General features: G+C 38.1%; 17 protein-coding genes. 3 read left to right on the top strand and 14 right to left on the bottom strand.

Going from position 1 to position 15,757, the window contains the following annotated elements; translation table 11 throughout:
- Window positions 1–19 precede the first annotated feature (19 nt).
- Together C727_RS0113300 and C727_RS19115 are read left to right on the top strand one after the other, a co-directional pair.
- The gene (locus C727_RS0113300; protein WP_017446140.1) at window positions 20–676 is read left to right on the top strand and encodes a hypothetical protein; all 657 of its coding nucleotides are present in this window, start codon (window positions 20–22) and stop codon (window positions 674–676) included.
- Window positions 677–1,189: 513 nt separating this feature from the next.
- The gene (locus C727_RS19115) at window positions 1,190–1,708 is read left to right on the top strand and encodes a replication/maintenance protein RepL (RefSeq protein ID WP_017446139.1); all 519 of its coding nucleotides are present in this window, start codon (window positions 1,190–1,192) and stop codon (window positions 1,706–1,708) included.
- 201 nt (window positions 1,709–1,909) lie between these two features.
- On the opposite strand, the gene C727_RS0113290 is transcribed toward C727_RS19115, so the two are convergent.
- The 9 genes from C727_RS0113290 to C727_RS0113235 form a co-directional block, all read right to left on the bottom strand.
- Window positions 1,910–2,377, bottom strand: a complete 468-nt coding sequence (locus C727_RS0113290) for a DUF4262 domain-containing protein (protein WP_017446138.1) — start codon at window positions 2,375–2,377, stop codon at window positions 1,910–1,912.
- Window positions 2,378–2,419: 42 nt separating this feature from the next.
- The gene (locus tag C727_RS0113285; RefSeq protein ID WP_017446137.1) at window positions 2,420–2,680 is read right to left on the bottom strand and encodes a hypothetical protein; all 261 of its coding nucleotides are present in this window, start codon (window positions 2,678–2,680) and stop codon (window positions 2,420–2,422) included.
- A gap of 649 nt (window positions 2,681–3,329) precedes the next feature.
- The gene (gene tnpC, locus C727_RS0113270; protein ID WP_017445660.1) at window positions 3,330–4,844 is read right to left on the bottom strand and encodes an IS66 family transposase; all 1,515 of its coding nucleotides are present in this window, start codon (window positions 4,842–4,844) and stop codon (window positions 3,330–3,332) included.
- A 76-nt stretch (window positions 4,845–4,920) separates the two neighbouring features.
- Window positions 4,921–5,271, bottom strand: coding sequence for an IS66 family insertion sequence element accessory protein TnpB (gene tnpB / locus C727_RS0113265; RefSeq protein ID WP_017445661.1), 351 nt, complete (start codon window positions 5,269–5,271; stop codon window positions 4,921–4,923).
- Entirely contained in the window at window positions 5,268–5,585 is a 318-nt protein-coding gene (gene tnpA, locus C727_RS18560; protein WP_017445662.1) for an IS66 family insertion sequence element accessory protein TnpA, read from the bottom strand. The genes tnpB and tnpA overlap by 4 nt, the downstream gene beginning before the upstream one ends.
- A gap of 27 nt (window positions 5,586–5,612) precedes the next feature.
- On the bottom strand, window positions 5,613–5,975 hold the full coding sequence (locus tag C727_RS0113255) for a hypothetical protein (RefSeq protein ID WP_017446134.1): 363 nt from the start codon (window positions 5,973–5,975) through the stop codon (window positions 5,613–5,615).
- 125 nt (window positions 5,976–6,100) lie between these two features.
- Window positions 6,101–6,616 (bottom strand): hypothetical protein, encoded by a 516-nt coding sequence (locus C727_RS0113250; protein ID WP_155949262.1) that lies wholly within the window; start codon window positions 6,614–6,616, stop codon window positions 6,101–6,103.
- Window positions 6,617–6,737: 121 nt separating this feature from the next.
- Window positions 6,738–7,040: a hypothetical protein gene (locus tag C727_RS0113245; protein ID WP_017446132.1), complete on the bottom strand. Its 303-nt coding sequence runs from the start codon at window positions 7,038–7,040 to the stop codon at window positions 6,738–6,740.
- 671 nt (window positions 7,041–7,711) lie between these two features.
- Window positions 7,712–8,911, bottom strand: a complete 1,200-nt coding sequence (locus C727_RS0113235) for a site-specific integrase (RefSeq protein ID WP_017446130.1) — start codon at window positions 8,909–8,911, stop codon at window positions 7,712–7,714.
- 174 nt (window positions 8,912–9,085) lie between these two features.
- Here C727_RS0113235 and dusA point away from each other — a divergent pair, with 174 nt between their 5' ends.
- Window positions 9,086–10,084: a tRNA dihydrouridine(20/20a) synthase DusA gene (gene dusA / locus C727_RS0113230; protein ID WP_017446129.1), complete on the top strand. Its 999-nt coding sequence runs from the start codon at window positions 9,086–9,088 to the stop codon at window positions 10,082–10,084.
- Between the two features lie 6 nt (window positions 10,085–10,090).
- On the opposite strand, the gene C727_RS18555 is transcribed toward dusA, so the two are convergent.
- Genes C727_RS18555 through C727_RS18550 form a run of 5 tightly spaced genes read right to left on the bottom strand, consistent with a single transcriptional unit; the run spans window position 10,091 to window position 15,695 of the window.
- On the bottom strand, window positions 10,091–10,807 hold the full coding sequence (locus tag C727_RS18555) for a phosphatase PAP2 family protein (protein ID WP_017446128.1): 717 nt from the start codon (window positions 10,805–10,807) through the stop codon (window positions 10,091–10,093).
- Window positions 10,797–12,248, bottom strand: a complete 1,452-nt coding sequence (locus C727_RS0113220) for an ArnT family glycosyltransferase (RefSeq protein ID WP_017446127.1) — start codon at window positions 12,246–12,248, stop codon at window positions 10,797–10,799. Before C727_RS0113220 ends, C727_RS18555 begins: the two co-directional genes overlap by 11 nt.
- Window positions 12,248–13,033 carry a phosphatase PAP2 family protein gene (locus tag C727_RS0113215; protein WP_017446126.1) on the bottom strand — a complete coding sequence of 262 codons (786 nt, stop codon included), beginning with the start codon at window positions 13,031–13,033 and terminating at the stop codon, window positions 12,248–12,250. The genes C727_RS0113220 and C727_RS0113215 overlap by 1 nt, the downstream gene beginning before the upstream one ends.
- A 6-nt stretch (window positions 13,034–13,039) precedes the next feature.
- Window positions 13,040–14,602, bottom strand: coding sequence for an ArnT family glycosyltransferase (locus C727_RS0113210; RefSeq protein ID WP_017446125.1), 1,563 nt, complete (start codon window positions 14,600–14,602; stop codon window positions 13,040–13,042).
- A complete protein-coding gene (locus C727_RS18550; RefSeq protein WP_017446124.1) occupies window positions 14,583–15,695 on the bottom strand; it encodes a glycosyltransferase family 2 protein in 1,113 nt (370 codons plus the stop codon). Before C727_RS18550 ends, C727_RS0113210 begins: the two co-directional genes overlap by 20 nt.
- Window positions 15,696–15,757: the final 62 nt, after the last annotated feature.

The raw sequence follows: 15,757 nt of genomic DNA, 5'->3' as shown, positions 1-15,757 counted from the left end.
AGAACAATTAAAAACCATCATGTCCACACTAGCAAATGCAGAATATTTAGAATCAGTTATTCGCTCTAGCGTAAACACAAACAATAAAATACATCTGGAAATACCAAATTATTTTCTGATATGTGAAATAGAAAAGTTGATAAATACATACCCCATACTGAAGAATTTAAACTTCAGAAACCTGACACTTTATCAACTTCAGGAAGCATTAGAAGAAATAATTAATCATCTTCAAATTCGATATTCAGAATATGACGAAATTTTCATCCATGAAATAGATGATGAAAAGCCATTCTTTACTTTAGCCAATATATTACTGCTTTTGTTTTATATGTCGATTAAAGACAAATCGCACCTGCAACTTACCGCACCCTGCAAAACGTTAGAAAGAGTTAAAGCGTATGAAACAGACAGTATTAATTTTATTTGTGACAATGCCTATTCAATTCAAAATAGCGCATCAAATAAATTTCATTTTCTTATCTCAGTGCCTGCGGTTTTTGCATCAAATGTTCAACAGTCAGATCAACTCGATCTAGCTTTGAAAAAGCTTCAGTTCAGGCAATGGCAAAATTTAAGATTGTCAGAATACATTCAATTTAGAAAGACAGGTCAAAACATTGAAGCAAATGCAGAAGTAAAAAATATCGCCAGAAAAATAAAGTTTAAAATTTAACTACGGATAGGCATTACAGTAAAACGTAACAAAAACAGACTAAATAGACACGTTTAACTAAAACATGAGTCATAACCTAACCGAAATGAATTTGCATCTTAAATTAACCATAGTGAAGCTGATAACACTGTTTTTATGTAATTCAGCGTCATGGTTATCGATTCAATTAATATGAAAATTTAAATATTAGCAAAATGAAAACTTAATTTATTTGTGGTGTAACTGGCTGAGAACCTTAAAAACAGACACCATAGTAAGAATTCTAAAATGTTAATAAAAATCATATAGATAGACTTAATCTATGTCACATCTGGTTTTACATTAATGTAAATGCCATTCAGTTCAATACATTAAAAAAGCCCAGAAAATCAACGTATTTTAATGTAACGCAACGGCCACCGTTTACATCAATGTCAAAGTAAAATGACGGGTGGTAAAAATTATTTGACTTTTATTTTATATGTGGAATGTATGTATATACAGGTATAAAAATAACAATAAGGAGATGTCTGTATGCAAGATTCAAATATTCCAGAACAAAAGCAATTCCACGTTAAAACTCAGCAATTTGCTGTTGATGAATTTGGCAATCAATTACCCGTTTCTGTAGATGAAAATGGTGAGTTTGTAGAAAAAAATGCATTCTTTTTTCAATTTAATAAAGGTACGTATCCAGCTGTACGAAAGTTATTGCTTGACTATCCGCTCGCTGGAAACATATTTATGTTCATGGTTGAAAATATGGATAACACCAATGCCTTGATGCTCAGTTTTCAAGCCATGGGCGAGATATTCGGCAGAACAAGACAATGTTTATCAAAAGCCGTGAATCACTTAAAGAAGCATAATTTTATTGAAATTTTAAAATCAGGAAATTCAAACGTTTATTGTATTAATGCCAATATTGTTTGGCATAGAAGCAGGGAAAACATTAAATTTGCTAAATTTAAAGCAAACGTGTACCTCACCTATAACGAGCAAATGACCAAAGAAAAGAAGCTTAAAAAGGTATTTTCTAAAGCTTTAAAATAACGAACACAATTTTCGATTGAACAAAAAGTTAAACTCCTCATTATTTCAACTTAATTTTGATTGGAGTTTTTCAAATAAAAATTAAAACTGTGAGTAATTCTACGATCTCAACGCCGTAATATGTGGCGTTTTAAGCTTGGCTAAAACTTAGGAACGAAGTGACGCAGCCAAGCTTGTTGCATCCCATTCATTATTGCTTTGTTATACGTACTCAAGCACCTCATTTTGCAAAGTTAGTGTACAGCCATTTTCTATTGGTAGAGTATTGTTTTTATCTGGCCACAGCATTACATAAATTCTAAAACTTTTGGCGTAATATCTAGCCGCGATACCTGCCAATTCATTGTGCCATTTTTCGTCCAGTGGCTTAAACATAACCTCATAGTTACCAGACAAAACACCAGTAACTTTGGTGTTTGGCTTATATTCCTTGCCATTTTTAAGTTCTCCAGCTATCGAACTCAATAATGAATGCATAGTTTCTCGTTTTAAACCAAATATCATTATTTCAGGGTGATCAAAAGATCGTTCGAAACCGATACTGTATGCGAAGTCTACTTTCTTACCTTCTTTGTCGAATACAAATTGGAATTGCCAACCATAGTTTTTTATATTCTCAGCAATACGTTTATGCTGTTTTTTATATTTATTATTTGTAAAAGGCCACATGTTTCAAGTACGTATAACGCTCCGCTAAGGGACTTATTAGGGTTACTGTAAACCAATAATCACAACATAGTACCAACTTAAAATTATCCACCCAATTAACTTTAAAATACGAAATTTATTTTGGAGAGTAAATAATATTGGCGTAACAATACCTATAGCAATCACTGACACAGTTTGAAGTTGACTGGCTTGCTCCCAGTCAGTTTCTGAAAATGCTAAATACAGTAGGTAAATCCCAAAAAGAATAGATAAAACCTTAACACTTTTTGACGCAAATGCTGGATTGTTTAATCTAATGTTCAAAGTATAATCCTAAACAGGCTGTAGAATTGCTCCAGTCTGTAAAAATAAAATTAAATTGAATTGTGTGCTCCTACGTAAAACTTAGCTAATTTTGAGATGAAAAGTTAACTAGATTTCACATAGACTCGCTATTTTTGGCGTATAAAACGTTAATTATTTACCCAAAATGCCAAATATGAGTAATTCTACGATCTCAACGCCGTAATATGTGACGTATTAAGATTGGCTAAAATAGGAACGAAGTGACGCAGCCAAGCTTTAGCAGTCCCAAACAATTTGTTTATTAGGGCTACAAATTTTCCACCATAGCCCCAAAACTATTCCATTTTTCCAAAACAACTGTATGTAATGAGTTAGAAACTGAATCTATAGATTGACCGACTAAATTCGCAGCCGAATTAAAACCCTGTAGACTAGAATTTACTTCAATTTGCATACTTCCTTGCCCAAAAACATGGGAAATGCCATCAACTGGATTAGAGTATCCCTTAAATAGCCCTCTCAGCATACCTCCAAATCCTGAATTTATTTCTAACACATTTAGGTGGGATATGGCCAAAGTACTCAACTCGTTAAGTAAGCCAACGGTTGAATTAAGCTCATTAATTATGCTCGATTTAATACAGCGTAACCGTCGGGTAAACCACACCTAGCTTTTGATATTCCAAGGTAGTAAATCATGGATTTGGCAATCCGGTTTGCAGATTTGGGTTAAACAGTAGCTAATATAATCGTAAGGTATTAATCCGTTGGCCTTTGCTGTTTCAATCATACTGTAGAGAATGGCGCTAGCGTTGGCACCACTTTTTGTTTGGCTAAACAGCCAATTTTTGCGACCAACCACAAAGGGTTTAATTGCCCGTTCAGCTCGATTATTATCAATGGATAAATGCCCATCATCAATATACCGAATTAATTTCTCCCATTGATTTAAACTGTAGTTTAGTGCTTCACCTAATTTGGATTTTGGTAAAGTATTGAGTAATGACTTTTCCAGCCAAGCTTTATATTGCTCGAGTAGTGGCACCGACTCTTTTTGCCTGATAGCCTGTTTTTCGTCTGCTGTTTTATCTTTGATTTTGGTTTCAACCCGATACAGCTTTTGGATATGGTTCAGTGCCCAATTCGCTTTACCGGTTTTGCCTTTGGGCTGAGCTTTTTCTGCTTCAATGAACTTACGTCTGGCATGCGCCCAGCAACCCGCTAATGTCGCTTTCGTTTGTTCGTAACCTTGATAGCCATCCACTTGTAAGTAACCAGTATAATCTTGCAAGAAATTAACCGGACAACTGCCACCGCGACTGGCTTGATATTCATATAAAACAATATTTCTCAATGGGTTATTTACAATAGGCGTATCTGTGCCTGTGCAATAAAGCCACATATAGGATTTTAGTTTGTCATCACTCACCACATTAACTGTGGTTTCGTCGGCCTGAATCACGCTTTGCTCAAGTAAGATTTGATGCAATTTGTCATACAGCGGTTTAAATAAACTGGCACATTTTATTATCCAATCAGACATGGTTTGCCGACTGATTTCTATACCATGTTGTTTAAACATGGTTTCTTGCCGGTAAAGTGGTAGTGCATATTGATATTTACTGGTAATGACTTGGCTTAATAGACTCGGTGTGGCAATGCCCTTAGGAATTGGGCTCGCTGGCATCGGGGCTTGTTTAATTTTGACTTGCGCAGCGTGATTTTCACAAGCTCGGCAGCTGTATTTTGGCCGAACATGTTCAATGACTTTGATTTGCGCTGGAATAAACTCGAGCTTTTCCGATTTATCTTCGCCCATTTTATGTAGTTTGCCACCGCAACAGTCACAGCTTTTATCTTCAATGTCGTGAACAATCACTTCGCGTGGTAAATCAGCAGGTAGTTGAGTTCGTTTGGCTTTTTTACGGGTATAAGTGACGGTTTGAGTTTCTGATTCTAAAGCGTTTTCTAACTCTGCAACCTCTTCTGCTTCGTTAAATAAGTCGCCTTGCGCAGGGTGGCCTTCAGCCGATTGGCCGAATTGTTTTTGTTGCGCTAATTTGAATTGTTCTTCTAAATACGTATTTCGAGCTTTTGCTTTTTCAAGCGCTTCTTGCTGCTCAAGTAACTTGCTTTCAAGCGCTTGGATACGTTTTTGTTGTTGAATTTCTAGCTCAGTCATAAGGTTATTTTACCTAGTAACTGTCTGTTTATCTGCATAATATTCAGATTAAAAGCTGATCAGGTATGATCTAAAGTTATAAGCTCAAGCTTGCTAAATTCAGAGTTTTATGACCGACAATATCAAAGCCATCGAGCAGCCAGTTTAGTTGCTGCTCAGATAAAACGAGTTGATTTTCATGCTCAGCATTGGGCCATTTGAACTTGTCTTTTTCTAATTTTTTGTACCAAAGTGCAAAGCCGGTGTTATCCCAGTAAAGGATTTTAAGTTTATCTTTACCTTTGTTGCAGAAGATAAATAAAGCACCACTCATAACATTCAGTGCCATTTCAGCAACGACTATATTGGCAAGGCCATTAATGGATTTTCGAAAATCAACGACTGGACGGTGCAGGTAAATTGCACCGGGTTCAACAAACATCTTCATGTGTTAACAGCCTGCATCAACTGACCGAGCCATTGTGCGTTAATATTTTCAGGCAGGTGCAATTGAGCTTCACCCATGGTTAGAATCAGCATATCTCCGGAAGGTCGCTGAACCTCTGTTGCCAGCGTGGTGACTTGAACAAAAGCAGATTCATGCTGATGATTTAATAAACCATCCCGCTTAAAATCACTGCGTCTGGCATAAAAGTTTTGAACATTAATCCGGTGCTGACGGGCAAATTCAGCAACGGATAAGTCACTATTTTGTTGTGCCTGAATCAGTTCAAACCATTGTTCACGAGTACGTCGTGGCATATCTAATCTCCAAAATAAATTGAGCGATTAGATTAGTTGGATTGTAAACTGATTAAAATGTGTAGTTTGCCGGACGCTTACAATACAGCTAGAAGGAAAATTACTTGAGAGATATGTTTGGGATTCAATTTCAGAGAAACCAGATTGTATTAGTAAAAAATGAGCGCTATCTCTTAATTCATGCTCAATCTCATTAATAACTTTATGAAGATCCGTTTGGATTCGGGGAACATTTAGAGCAATTATAGCTCTCAAAGACGCTTTTCTATCACCATTAGGATTATAAATGATAGGCGCTATGTCGCTTAAAAATAATGCATTGAATTTTGAAATTAGAGAACCTACGTTTTCTTGAAATTTCCGTGCATCCCACATCTGATTGGAACTCATGCACAAATTCTCCTTGTAGTCTTAACGCTTAACATAAACGGCAGATAATGCATGGCTATACTTTGCGAAGAATGAGCGTAAGCCATTCGCTATACGTCTGTTCTTGATGTTTTTGTTATACGATATTAATCACAATATTCGAACGAACTCCACAACTCTACTATTTCATTCGGGTTTTCAATTATGTAGCAAGCAGACATTCTTGACGGTGAAAGAATAATAAGCTTAATTCCTTTGGCCTCAACCTTTCCAAATGTTTGTGAATACTCCTTTAACAAAGGTTGAACGATAAACTCTCTGTATTTAGAAATTAGCTCTTCTTCATTGGTATATTCAATTTCATTAATATATTTTGGATTACATGAAACATTGTAAAGTGTTGTTCCCCCCCTCCATGTAATGCCAGATTCAACTTGACACTTAGTTGAATGATTTAGTGATACAAGTTTAAAGAATGGGGTTAATTCCTTTTCCGCCACATATTCTTGATATTGTGTGTAACCAAAACCAAGTACTGTAGTTACCAATAAAGCTGCGCTTATCCTTTTTCGATTTCCACTATAATTTACAAATGCGTGATAATAAGTAAATGGAAAAAAGAACAACCCCAAAAGGCCTAACCATACTTTTTGCTTAAACATATCAACCACAATGGTCAAATAAATAATAATGAACGCAAATATTGCGAGTATAGAAAGCAGTACCATAGGTTACTCAGTATTTGAAATTCGTATAACGCCCCACATGAGTTGTTTGTTAGCTTTACTCTTGCCCCATTGGATAAAACGAGTAACCAGCACCTGGTTTACGCCGAACATAAGTAAACCAATTTACTTTACACATTTCACTTAAATAAATCATTGGCGATGGCAATTCATTTTCTGGATTTCTAAGCAAATTCTGAAGGTGGGTATCATTTTTGATTAATTCTACGGCCTTTAATTCTGCTTGCTCTTCATTACTCGCCTTAACCCATCGAGTAGTAGTAAAGCCAAGTAATTCTTCTTTACCATCAAATTCGATAAAAAAGTTTTCACCCTCTAACATAACTTGAAAATAACTCATATCGTCCTTGTGAAGCTAACGCCCGACTATGGGGCTGATAAAGCTTGGCTAAACTGTGTAGCGAAGCGGAACCGAGCCAAGCTTTAGAAGTCCCGCATGAGTTGCTTGTTAGTGTTTATTTAACTCGGTTTTTAAACCGTTTTAGCCATAAACGCAATAACTTGATAAAGCATATTAGTACAAATAATACCAATAAGAAAACAGCCCCAACAGTTTCAGAACTGGGTGTGAAATGGACATGATCACGCGATAACCCCATAAAATTAAGTTGGGTATCCGTACAAGCGTTACCATACCAAGCTTGGAATAATGTACCACCACAGTACGTAATTGTCGTAAATGCAACAAAGGTAAATATACAAACAACAAATACCGAAATTAAAGTAGTGAGTTTATTTTTAAATTTGTTTCGCATGCTATATATAAATACTAACAGCTTAATCATCAGAAGTGCGTATAGAACTTTTCAATATTGAGTCTATCAGCGCCATTCCAATACGTTTTAAATTAATGATTTCATAAACTTAAGCCTAGATTAACTAAAATGCAATAATAATTTAGGAAAGAAACCAAGCCAATCGTCAAAGCGAGTCAAATATAGGGTTGTTATGTAAACTCATTATTATAAAAAATAAATAAAATCATATTTAGTTGTTTTAATATATTTAGGACTACTTTTTCTCAAAAAACTTTGGTTCAGCGTAAAGACCATACCCTTCACGACCAAACTTTTTGACGTCAATTTGAGTGTAAATTCTATGAAGAATGGATAAATCTCTGTGACCTGTCACACTTGCTACAACAGCAAGAGGCATACCCATTTCAGCCAAACGAGAAGCAGCTTCTCTCCTTAAATCGTGGTAACGGAGATCTTCAATCCCAAGCTTATTTCTCACTCTTTGCCAACCAGCACTAATCGAACGGGGGTTGTATGGGAATATAAGGCTTGGGTTTGGCGAGTTTTTACGTTTAGCTTCCTGCTTCATTATAATGTCATAGGAATTGCCTAGAAGCGGTATCTCATCATCAAATTTAGTGCTTTTCTTCTTACTGGATTGGCTGTCCTCTTCAGAAACTTTAAGCTTATTAGGGTTCTTTCTATTTCTGACTATTATTGTTTTATTTTCATGATCTATGTCATCCCAATAGAGTTTAGTTATTTCTCCAACTCGCATGGCTGTTAACAATGAAAAATCTAGAATGTCGGTAAAAGGAATATGCGCAGCCCTATTAGTTTCCCTTATTAATAAATGCTGACGCATTAACTCAAGCTCTTCCGAAGTTGGTCTGTTGTCACGAGGTGTATAACTCTCTTTCAGCTTTTTCCCGACTAGACCCAATTGCTTCAAAGCGGGTAAAGCTTTAAAGTGATATTCAGTATTACAGTTTATGGATAATAAGGACTCGCCCGCTTCCATGATGGATTTTAAATAAGAAATATCGTGCGCGATAGTTTGAGGTGAGGGCTTATGGTCTTCACTCAGTCTAAATTGGCAGTGATTTACAAGATCTTGTGCTGTGATTTTACTGGCTGATATTAGAGCTATATCATAATTTAGCAGAGATTTAAGAACATATTTTTTTGTTCTAGCAAGCTGCCCTTCCATTTTATCTAGATATTCTATAATCAGAGTGCCAACCGTTACCTCTCTCAATTTCGGATCGACAAAGTCACGACCTTCTCTAAAGTCCTCATATTGAGAATCGAGTAACTTTCTGGTTTTTTCACCCCAGCGGTGTGCTTCTTTATAAGTTTTAAATGTTTTTTGCGAGCGGCCAACTATTTTTCGCCCTTTCGTAACTTTAACTCTTACACAATAAGATATTTGTCCATTTTTTCTTTCACGTTCTTCAATTTGAACAGAAGCCATAGTCACACCTTTAACCATTTTAATGTTATATTTGTACTTTGATATAATAACACATCAATCCATAAATGGGTTCAAAATGGGTTCACCAGAAGGCAAAAACCTTCCCAAAAAACCACAAAAAAACCATAACAGGTTTAAACGGACGGGTTGTTATAAAACGATAAGCTACTGAAAATGAAAGAATATAAAGAAAACAAAATAGACCACACCTTCTCTGTTGCCCCTATGCTTGATTGGACAGATCGCCATTGTCGTTATTTTTATCGCACAATGAGCAAGCGCGCAGTGCTGTATACCGAAATGGTGACAACAGGCGCGATCATTTATGGCAAAGGAGATTATTTAGCGTTTAGCGAGCCAGAGCATCCGCTTGTTTTGCAACTGGGCGGAAGTGATGCAAGTGATATGGCTAAAGCAGCAGAAATAGCACAAGCGCGTGGTTATGATGAAATTAACATTAATGTCGGGTGTCCCTCAGATAGGGTACAAAACGGATTTTTTGGCGCCTGTTTAATGGAGGCACCTGAGCAGGTCGCAGCATGTGTGAGTGCGATGCAGCAAAGCTGTGATATTCCCATTACTATCAAAACTCGAATTGGCATTGACGATTCAGATGAATATGAGTTTTTACAAAAATTTGTTGATATCACTGCAGCGTCAGGCTGCCAGCACTTTATTATTCATGCCCGTAAAGCCTGGTTACAAGGTTTAAGCCCAAAACAAAACCGTGATGTGCCCCCATTAAATTACCCACGTGTTTACCAACTTAAACAGGAATTTCCTGATTTGCAGGTGGATATTAACGGCGGTATTTTAACACTGGACGATGCAAAAACGCATTTACAACAGCTTGATGGCGTGATGATGGGGCGAGCAGTTTATCAAAATCCCTATTTGATGATGGATGTCGATGAGCAAATTTATGGTCAGCAGGGGATTAGGTTATCTCGGCGTGAAGTGGTTGAAGCTATGTATCCGTACATAGAAGCTCAAACCAATAGCTCAGAAGAATATCGTGCCAGTAGCTGGCATATTGCACGTCATATGCTGGGTTTATTTAATGGCCAACCGAGGGCTAAAATTTGGCGACGTTTTTTAAGCGAAAATGCCCGTGCAATGCCAACTGGCACTGAGCTTTTTAAACGAGCGCTTCAGGCAGTCTACGGGGATTGATAAAAATTAGGCGGTTGCCGCTGGCGCAACCGATCTGCGAGCTTCTGGGGCCAACATAGGGCATTTAAAACCAAACAACTGAGCTAAAAAAAGGTTGGTAAAATAAACCGTCCAAAAGGCAAATACAGTATCGCTTAAAAAATGGCCACCTTTAGCAATTCGGGTAAAACTAATGAGTATACCAATCGCTAGACCCCAATAAAATGCATCACGGCGGCGCAGTAAAAAGCCTAAACCGATAAAATAAAACCCGACCGCCGCATGACCACTAACAAAAGAGCAGTTGGTTTGGCATTGCCCCGAATAAAAGAAAGCTGGCGTAAATTGCCCTTGACCGCCAAATTCATTTACTTGCACTGGGCGAGCGCGGCCTATCGAGTTATTTTTGATCACTTCATTGACGATCAATCCAGGCCCCAACAATAAAGAAGCCAATAAAAAGCTATAAATGTAACGTTTGTGGCGATCTTGTCGATATTTTTTATAACAATAAATAGCCATAAAAATAAGTAGCGGCAAAATAATCAGATGAGGGCGGGCAAATAGATAATAAGTGGCCTGGATAAATGGGTGGTCTTTTAAAAAAAACACTTCATTCACTGGATCGTAAAAGAGCTGGCTAAAAGCTATATCAAGCTGAGGGTGCAACGTAAACAGGCAAACAGATAAAATAAAAAGTAAAATATCTTTGCGGCGAATTGCACTAATTAACTTATTGCTCATGGTTTTTAAATCCTGAAACCTGATATAAACGGGCTGTTCGGGTAAAGTTTTTATATACAGGTAATTGCTGCTCGGTTAATAAAGTCACATTAGCAAAATAAGTTTTAAGTTTTATTTCATCCCAGTCTTCGGTAACAAATAAAAATTTTTGTTTTGGGCTATTGGCCAGTGGGTACTTTAATTCATAGTGACCGGCAATATGCTTAGTACCATCAAAAGCAACCCCTTGAAAGTCTCTCTTATTTAAATAATAGCCAAAATACGCGAGTAATTTGCGTGAATCGGCGGCCAATTTATGATTAGGGTATTGATCAAACCAAGGTTGAAACTGTTGCACAAAGTCAGGCCAGCCTTTGATTCGTTTGTATGGATCAGTGCTCGCGGTTAATTCTATATCTAGTTGTTTGTTAATGCTTTCGTAATGGTAAAAAGCAACCATTAAGATGATATTGACTAACAAAACGATTGGCATCCAAAACTTTTGTTTTAACAAAGACAGTTGGTAGCCTACTAATAAACTTGCGGCAACATAAGCAGCCGCAGCCCAATTCATGTTAGCCCGTCCAGTCAACGCCTGAACCGCAATCAGCAAGATTGTTGGCCAGCATAAAGCCCATAATAAATGCTCACCATAGGTTTTGTTTTTTCGAAAAATAAATTTAACTAACAAAATTAGCGTAAGCGGGCCAAATACCAATAATTGCAGTGCCAAAAATTCACCCATGCGGGTAATACTTATACCATTTTCGGTTTGTTTAGATATCTCTTGGGTATGCTGAAAACTGATAAAATCATGTTGATAATTCCACCATAAATTTGGCAGTAGACATATTAATGCGATGAGGCAAGCCAGCCAAAATCTTGGATTTTGCAGCACCTTGATCGCAGGTCGGTAGAATAACGGCAACAATAAAAATGCAACGGGCAATAAAATAAAAGTGTATTTAGATAATAAACCAGCGCCACCGGCCATACCAGCCAACAGCCACCAGCGCCATAAATTGCTCTGTTCAGCTCGGATAAATGCATAGCAGCAAAGCGCCCAAAAAAACAATTGAGGTGCATCAGTGGTAATAAATAGTGAGTTTAAACTCACTAACGGCATAGTGATAAAAATAAGCGTGGCCATTAGGCCAGCTTTTGCAGAAAACAGCTTTTGGTTAATTAAATATAACAAAAGGCCTGTGCCGCAGTATAGCAGGGGAGCGGCCAGTTTCACCGCCCATTCAGCCATGCCAAATAGGTAGGTCGTTAAGGCAATTAACCAAGCTACCATAGGGGGTTTAGAATAATACCCCCAGTCAGGTGTTGATGCCCAGCTTAAATAATAAGCTTCGTCATAAAACAAAGTGACAGGTAGGCTCAAAGTGACCCATTCTCGGTAGCCAAAAATTATTAGGATAATTGCAAAAACGATAACAAAATTTGGTGTTTGGCGCATTATTTATGCTCTTTTAAGCGGCGAAGAATAAATACATGATGGCGCTGATACAGGTGGTAGCAGTAAGATAGAATCGCCAAAACAACCGCAATAACGGCAAATAGATGGCCTTCAGGGTAGCCTCTGTCATGGCTAAAGGTGCCATAGGCCGCGTAGCAGGGTAGTATAAATAAAATCACTTTGGTGCTGCGCCAAGAACCCAACTGATATTTATGTGCTACATAATAGCCAAGTGAAGCACAAGCAATACCGACAGCGGCGCCTACCATGACATCTATAGGCCAGTGCGCCCCGACCATGACTCGGCTGACACCGGCAAAAAACAATAAAATAAAGGCACTTATTTGTTTCCAACGATATTCGGTAAATAAAAATATCAAAGCAAACAAAACGGCAGCTGTCATTGTATGGCCAGATGGAAAACTGCCCAGCTCTAATAAACGTCCGATTTGATTAAAGCTGCCCTCAGGTAGCACCAAAGCGGGACGTTCAATTGGCATACCTCGTTTAAATGATTGCGCAATCAGGGTTGCAGGAACTGTGGCAACTAATGCTGCAGGTATCAATCGCTGATGATGCGCCAATAAAAAAAAAGTCAAAGCAATCGCCACATAAGTATCACCTAACAAAGTGGCTGCCGCCCAAAAAGTTTCGGGAAGTTGACTGCCCCAAGTGTTTAGCGAGGTAAAACCAGCATGGTAGCCAAATAGAAAAAAAGTCCCAGCAGCTAAGAACATCAAAAAAAGACTAAAAAATAAACTATGTTGAACATTTTTATACTGCATCACAAGTTAAGGCTCCTGGTGGGGTATTTGCACGATTCTAATACCACCTGATTGATAAATTATATTGAGCTCTGTTGTTGGGAATAGCGCTTGTAAACTCTGCATACGATCCGCTCGGGTATAAACATAATCCCCTAATGCTGGTGCCCGTCTTGCGGTAATTGCTTCACGGTATAGGCTAAAGCTCGGCATATGCATCTTGTAAGCAACAAAAGGCGCCTGGATATTTTTGCTGTACAAAGCAGCTTGTTTGATTGGGGTTTGCTGAATGTCAGCAAGCGATGGCAATAAAAAGATATAACAAAACAAGGTTTGTAAAATGCCGCAGCCTAATAATTTTTGCCAACCGGGCCTATGTGTTAAAAAAATACAAAGCACAGCGATAGTTAGCGCGACGCTGGCGTACAAATAGGTTTTTGAAAATACCTGATCTGCGTTGGCTAACATTTCTTGTTGGTAGAGGTTGTTTTGCTGCGCGGCTAAATTGGGCGCTATCACCACTAATGTGATTTGAATCGCGCAAAAAGCTAATGGTGCTAAAACCTGCCAATTTGAACTTGCCAACAGGAACCTATGTTTGGCAAATAAAATAATGAGTGGGGTGACCCCGTATAATATGTAATGTGGCAGTTTAGTTTGTGCAATAGATACCAAAAATAAAACCAAAAAAAACCAAATCAGCAAGAGGCGTTCAAAAGGCCGTTTCCAGAGCAACTTTATTGTACCAAATAAAGGGATCAATAAACCTGAATATGGCAGAATAATCAGAGGTAAAATGATTAAATAATAATACCAAGCGCCTCCGTGGCCTTCTTTAGCCGTGGCAAAGCGGTTCAGGTTGTGTTCGACCAAAAAACCGTAAAAAAAGCCACTACCTTGCTCTTGCCAAACCATAAACAGCCATGGTGTTATTACGGACAAAAAAATCATCCAGCCCAACGGCATTTTGAGTGCGGCTAACCAAATGGAACTTCTGTTTAAGCTGATTAACCAAATCAAACTTGCAATGACAGGGATGGCTGCAGCGACTGGCCCTTTGGTTAAAACACCTAAACTCATCCACAACCAAGCACGCAGTGCATATTTTTTTTGCTGTTGTTTTGTAAAGCGATAAATATCAAAAAATGACAAAGCAATAAAAAGGTTGAGCAAAGCATCTGCCGTTGCAGCACGGCCAATTAGGGTGATCCATAAAGTAGAGCTGAAGATGCAGACAAAAAACCATGCGCTTTTATCATTAACATATTGACGACAAAATATCGCACTGGCCAGCATCCATAAAATAGCGGCACAAACGGAGTGAAGTCTTAGCCCTAACTCATTTAAACCAAACAACTTAACCATTATCGCTTGGATCCAGTAAGTTAAAATAGGCTTGTCATATCTTGGTTCACCATCTAAATAAGTGGCGGACCAGATATTACTGGCGAGCATCTCTCGCGTTGCTTCTGAAAAGGCACCCTCATCAACATCAAATAATGGAATACTTGATACATTGACGACAAACCCAATCAAAACAAAAAGCAGGGCAATACCAGCATAAAAGTAATTAGGATATCTTTCGGACATTTTTACTATTTTTATTTTCGGTTAAAGATTTAGCTTGAGGTAGTGCAACAGATGTTTGTGTTGTATGAGACTTCTCGGCGGTATCAGGCTTGTCTTGCTGCGTTTGGGGGCTCGACATGGGGTGATGAGTATCCACGCGCCGCACAATAAAGTTTTGATGTTCTGTTTTTTGATAAAAAATCCTTGTTAGCATTTCAGCAACAACACCTGTGGTTAAAAATTGCAATGCCATAACCAACATTAACACGGCAACAATGAGCATAGGGCGTTGTCCTATATCTTCACCGAGTGCAAATTTTACAAATAACAGCCAACTTAATAAACCGCTGCCAATGGCACCTGTGGCTAATCCGATTGAGCCAAAAAAGTGGCCCGGTCTCGCTTTATACCGCAAAAAGAAAAACACTGACAAAAGATCAATAATGACTCTAAATGTACGACTAATGCCATATTTAGATTCGCCAAATTGGCGGGCGTGATGGCGGACAATCGTTTCACCGATGCGGTGAGGGGCAGTAACCCCGGCAACCCAAACCGGGATGAATCGGTGCATTTCACCAAATAGTCGAATTTGTTTTAAAATACTGGCGCGGTAAATTTTTAAGCTACAGCCATAATCGTGAAGCTTTACCCCTGTCATTCGGGCGATTAAGCGGTTGGCAATGCGTGATGGCAACTTTCGTTTTATTGCAGCATCTTTTCTATCTTTTCGCCAGCCTTGTAAAAGGTCTAAATCTCTTTCAAGCAATTCTTCTACCATACGCGGAATATCGGCTGGATCATTTTGCAAATCACCATCTAATGTTGCAATTAATTCACCTTCGGCTACATCAATACCGGCTTGCATGGCTGCCGTTTGGCCAAAATTTCGTTGCAGCTCTACAATGCGGATATGTGGTCCATGAATTTTTTGGCCCTGTTTTAATTTAGCTAAAGTTTGGTCTGGACTGCCATCGTCAACACAAATAAGCTCCCAGCAGGCGGGATAGTTCTGCATGCTTTCAGTAATTTTATCAAGCATTAGCAGCACATTGTCTGCTTCTTTGTACATAGGAACGACAATTGATAAACTGGTTTGGTGTGACAAGGACATTCTATTTCTCTAGTTATCTTTTAAATGACATCTAAACTAGCCTACGAAGCTGAGTTTAAATA

Origin of the sequence: Gayadomonas joobiniege G7, assembly GCF_000300815.1 — a bacterium.
Taxonomy (GTDB): domain Bacteria; phylum Pseudomonadota; class Gammaproteobacteria; order Enterobacterales; family Alteromonadaceae; genus Catenovulum; species Catenovulum joobiniege.
This window is presented reverse-complemented; position numbering and strand designations above follow the sequence as displayed.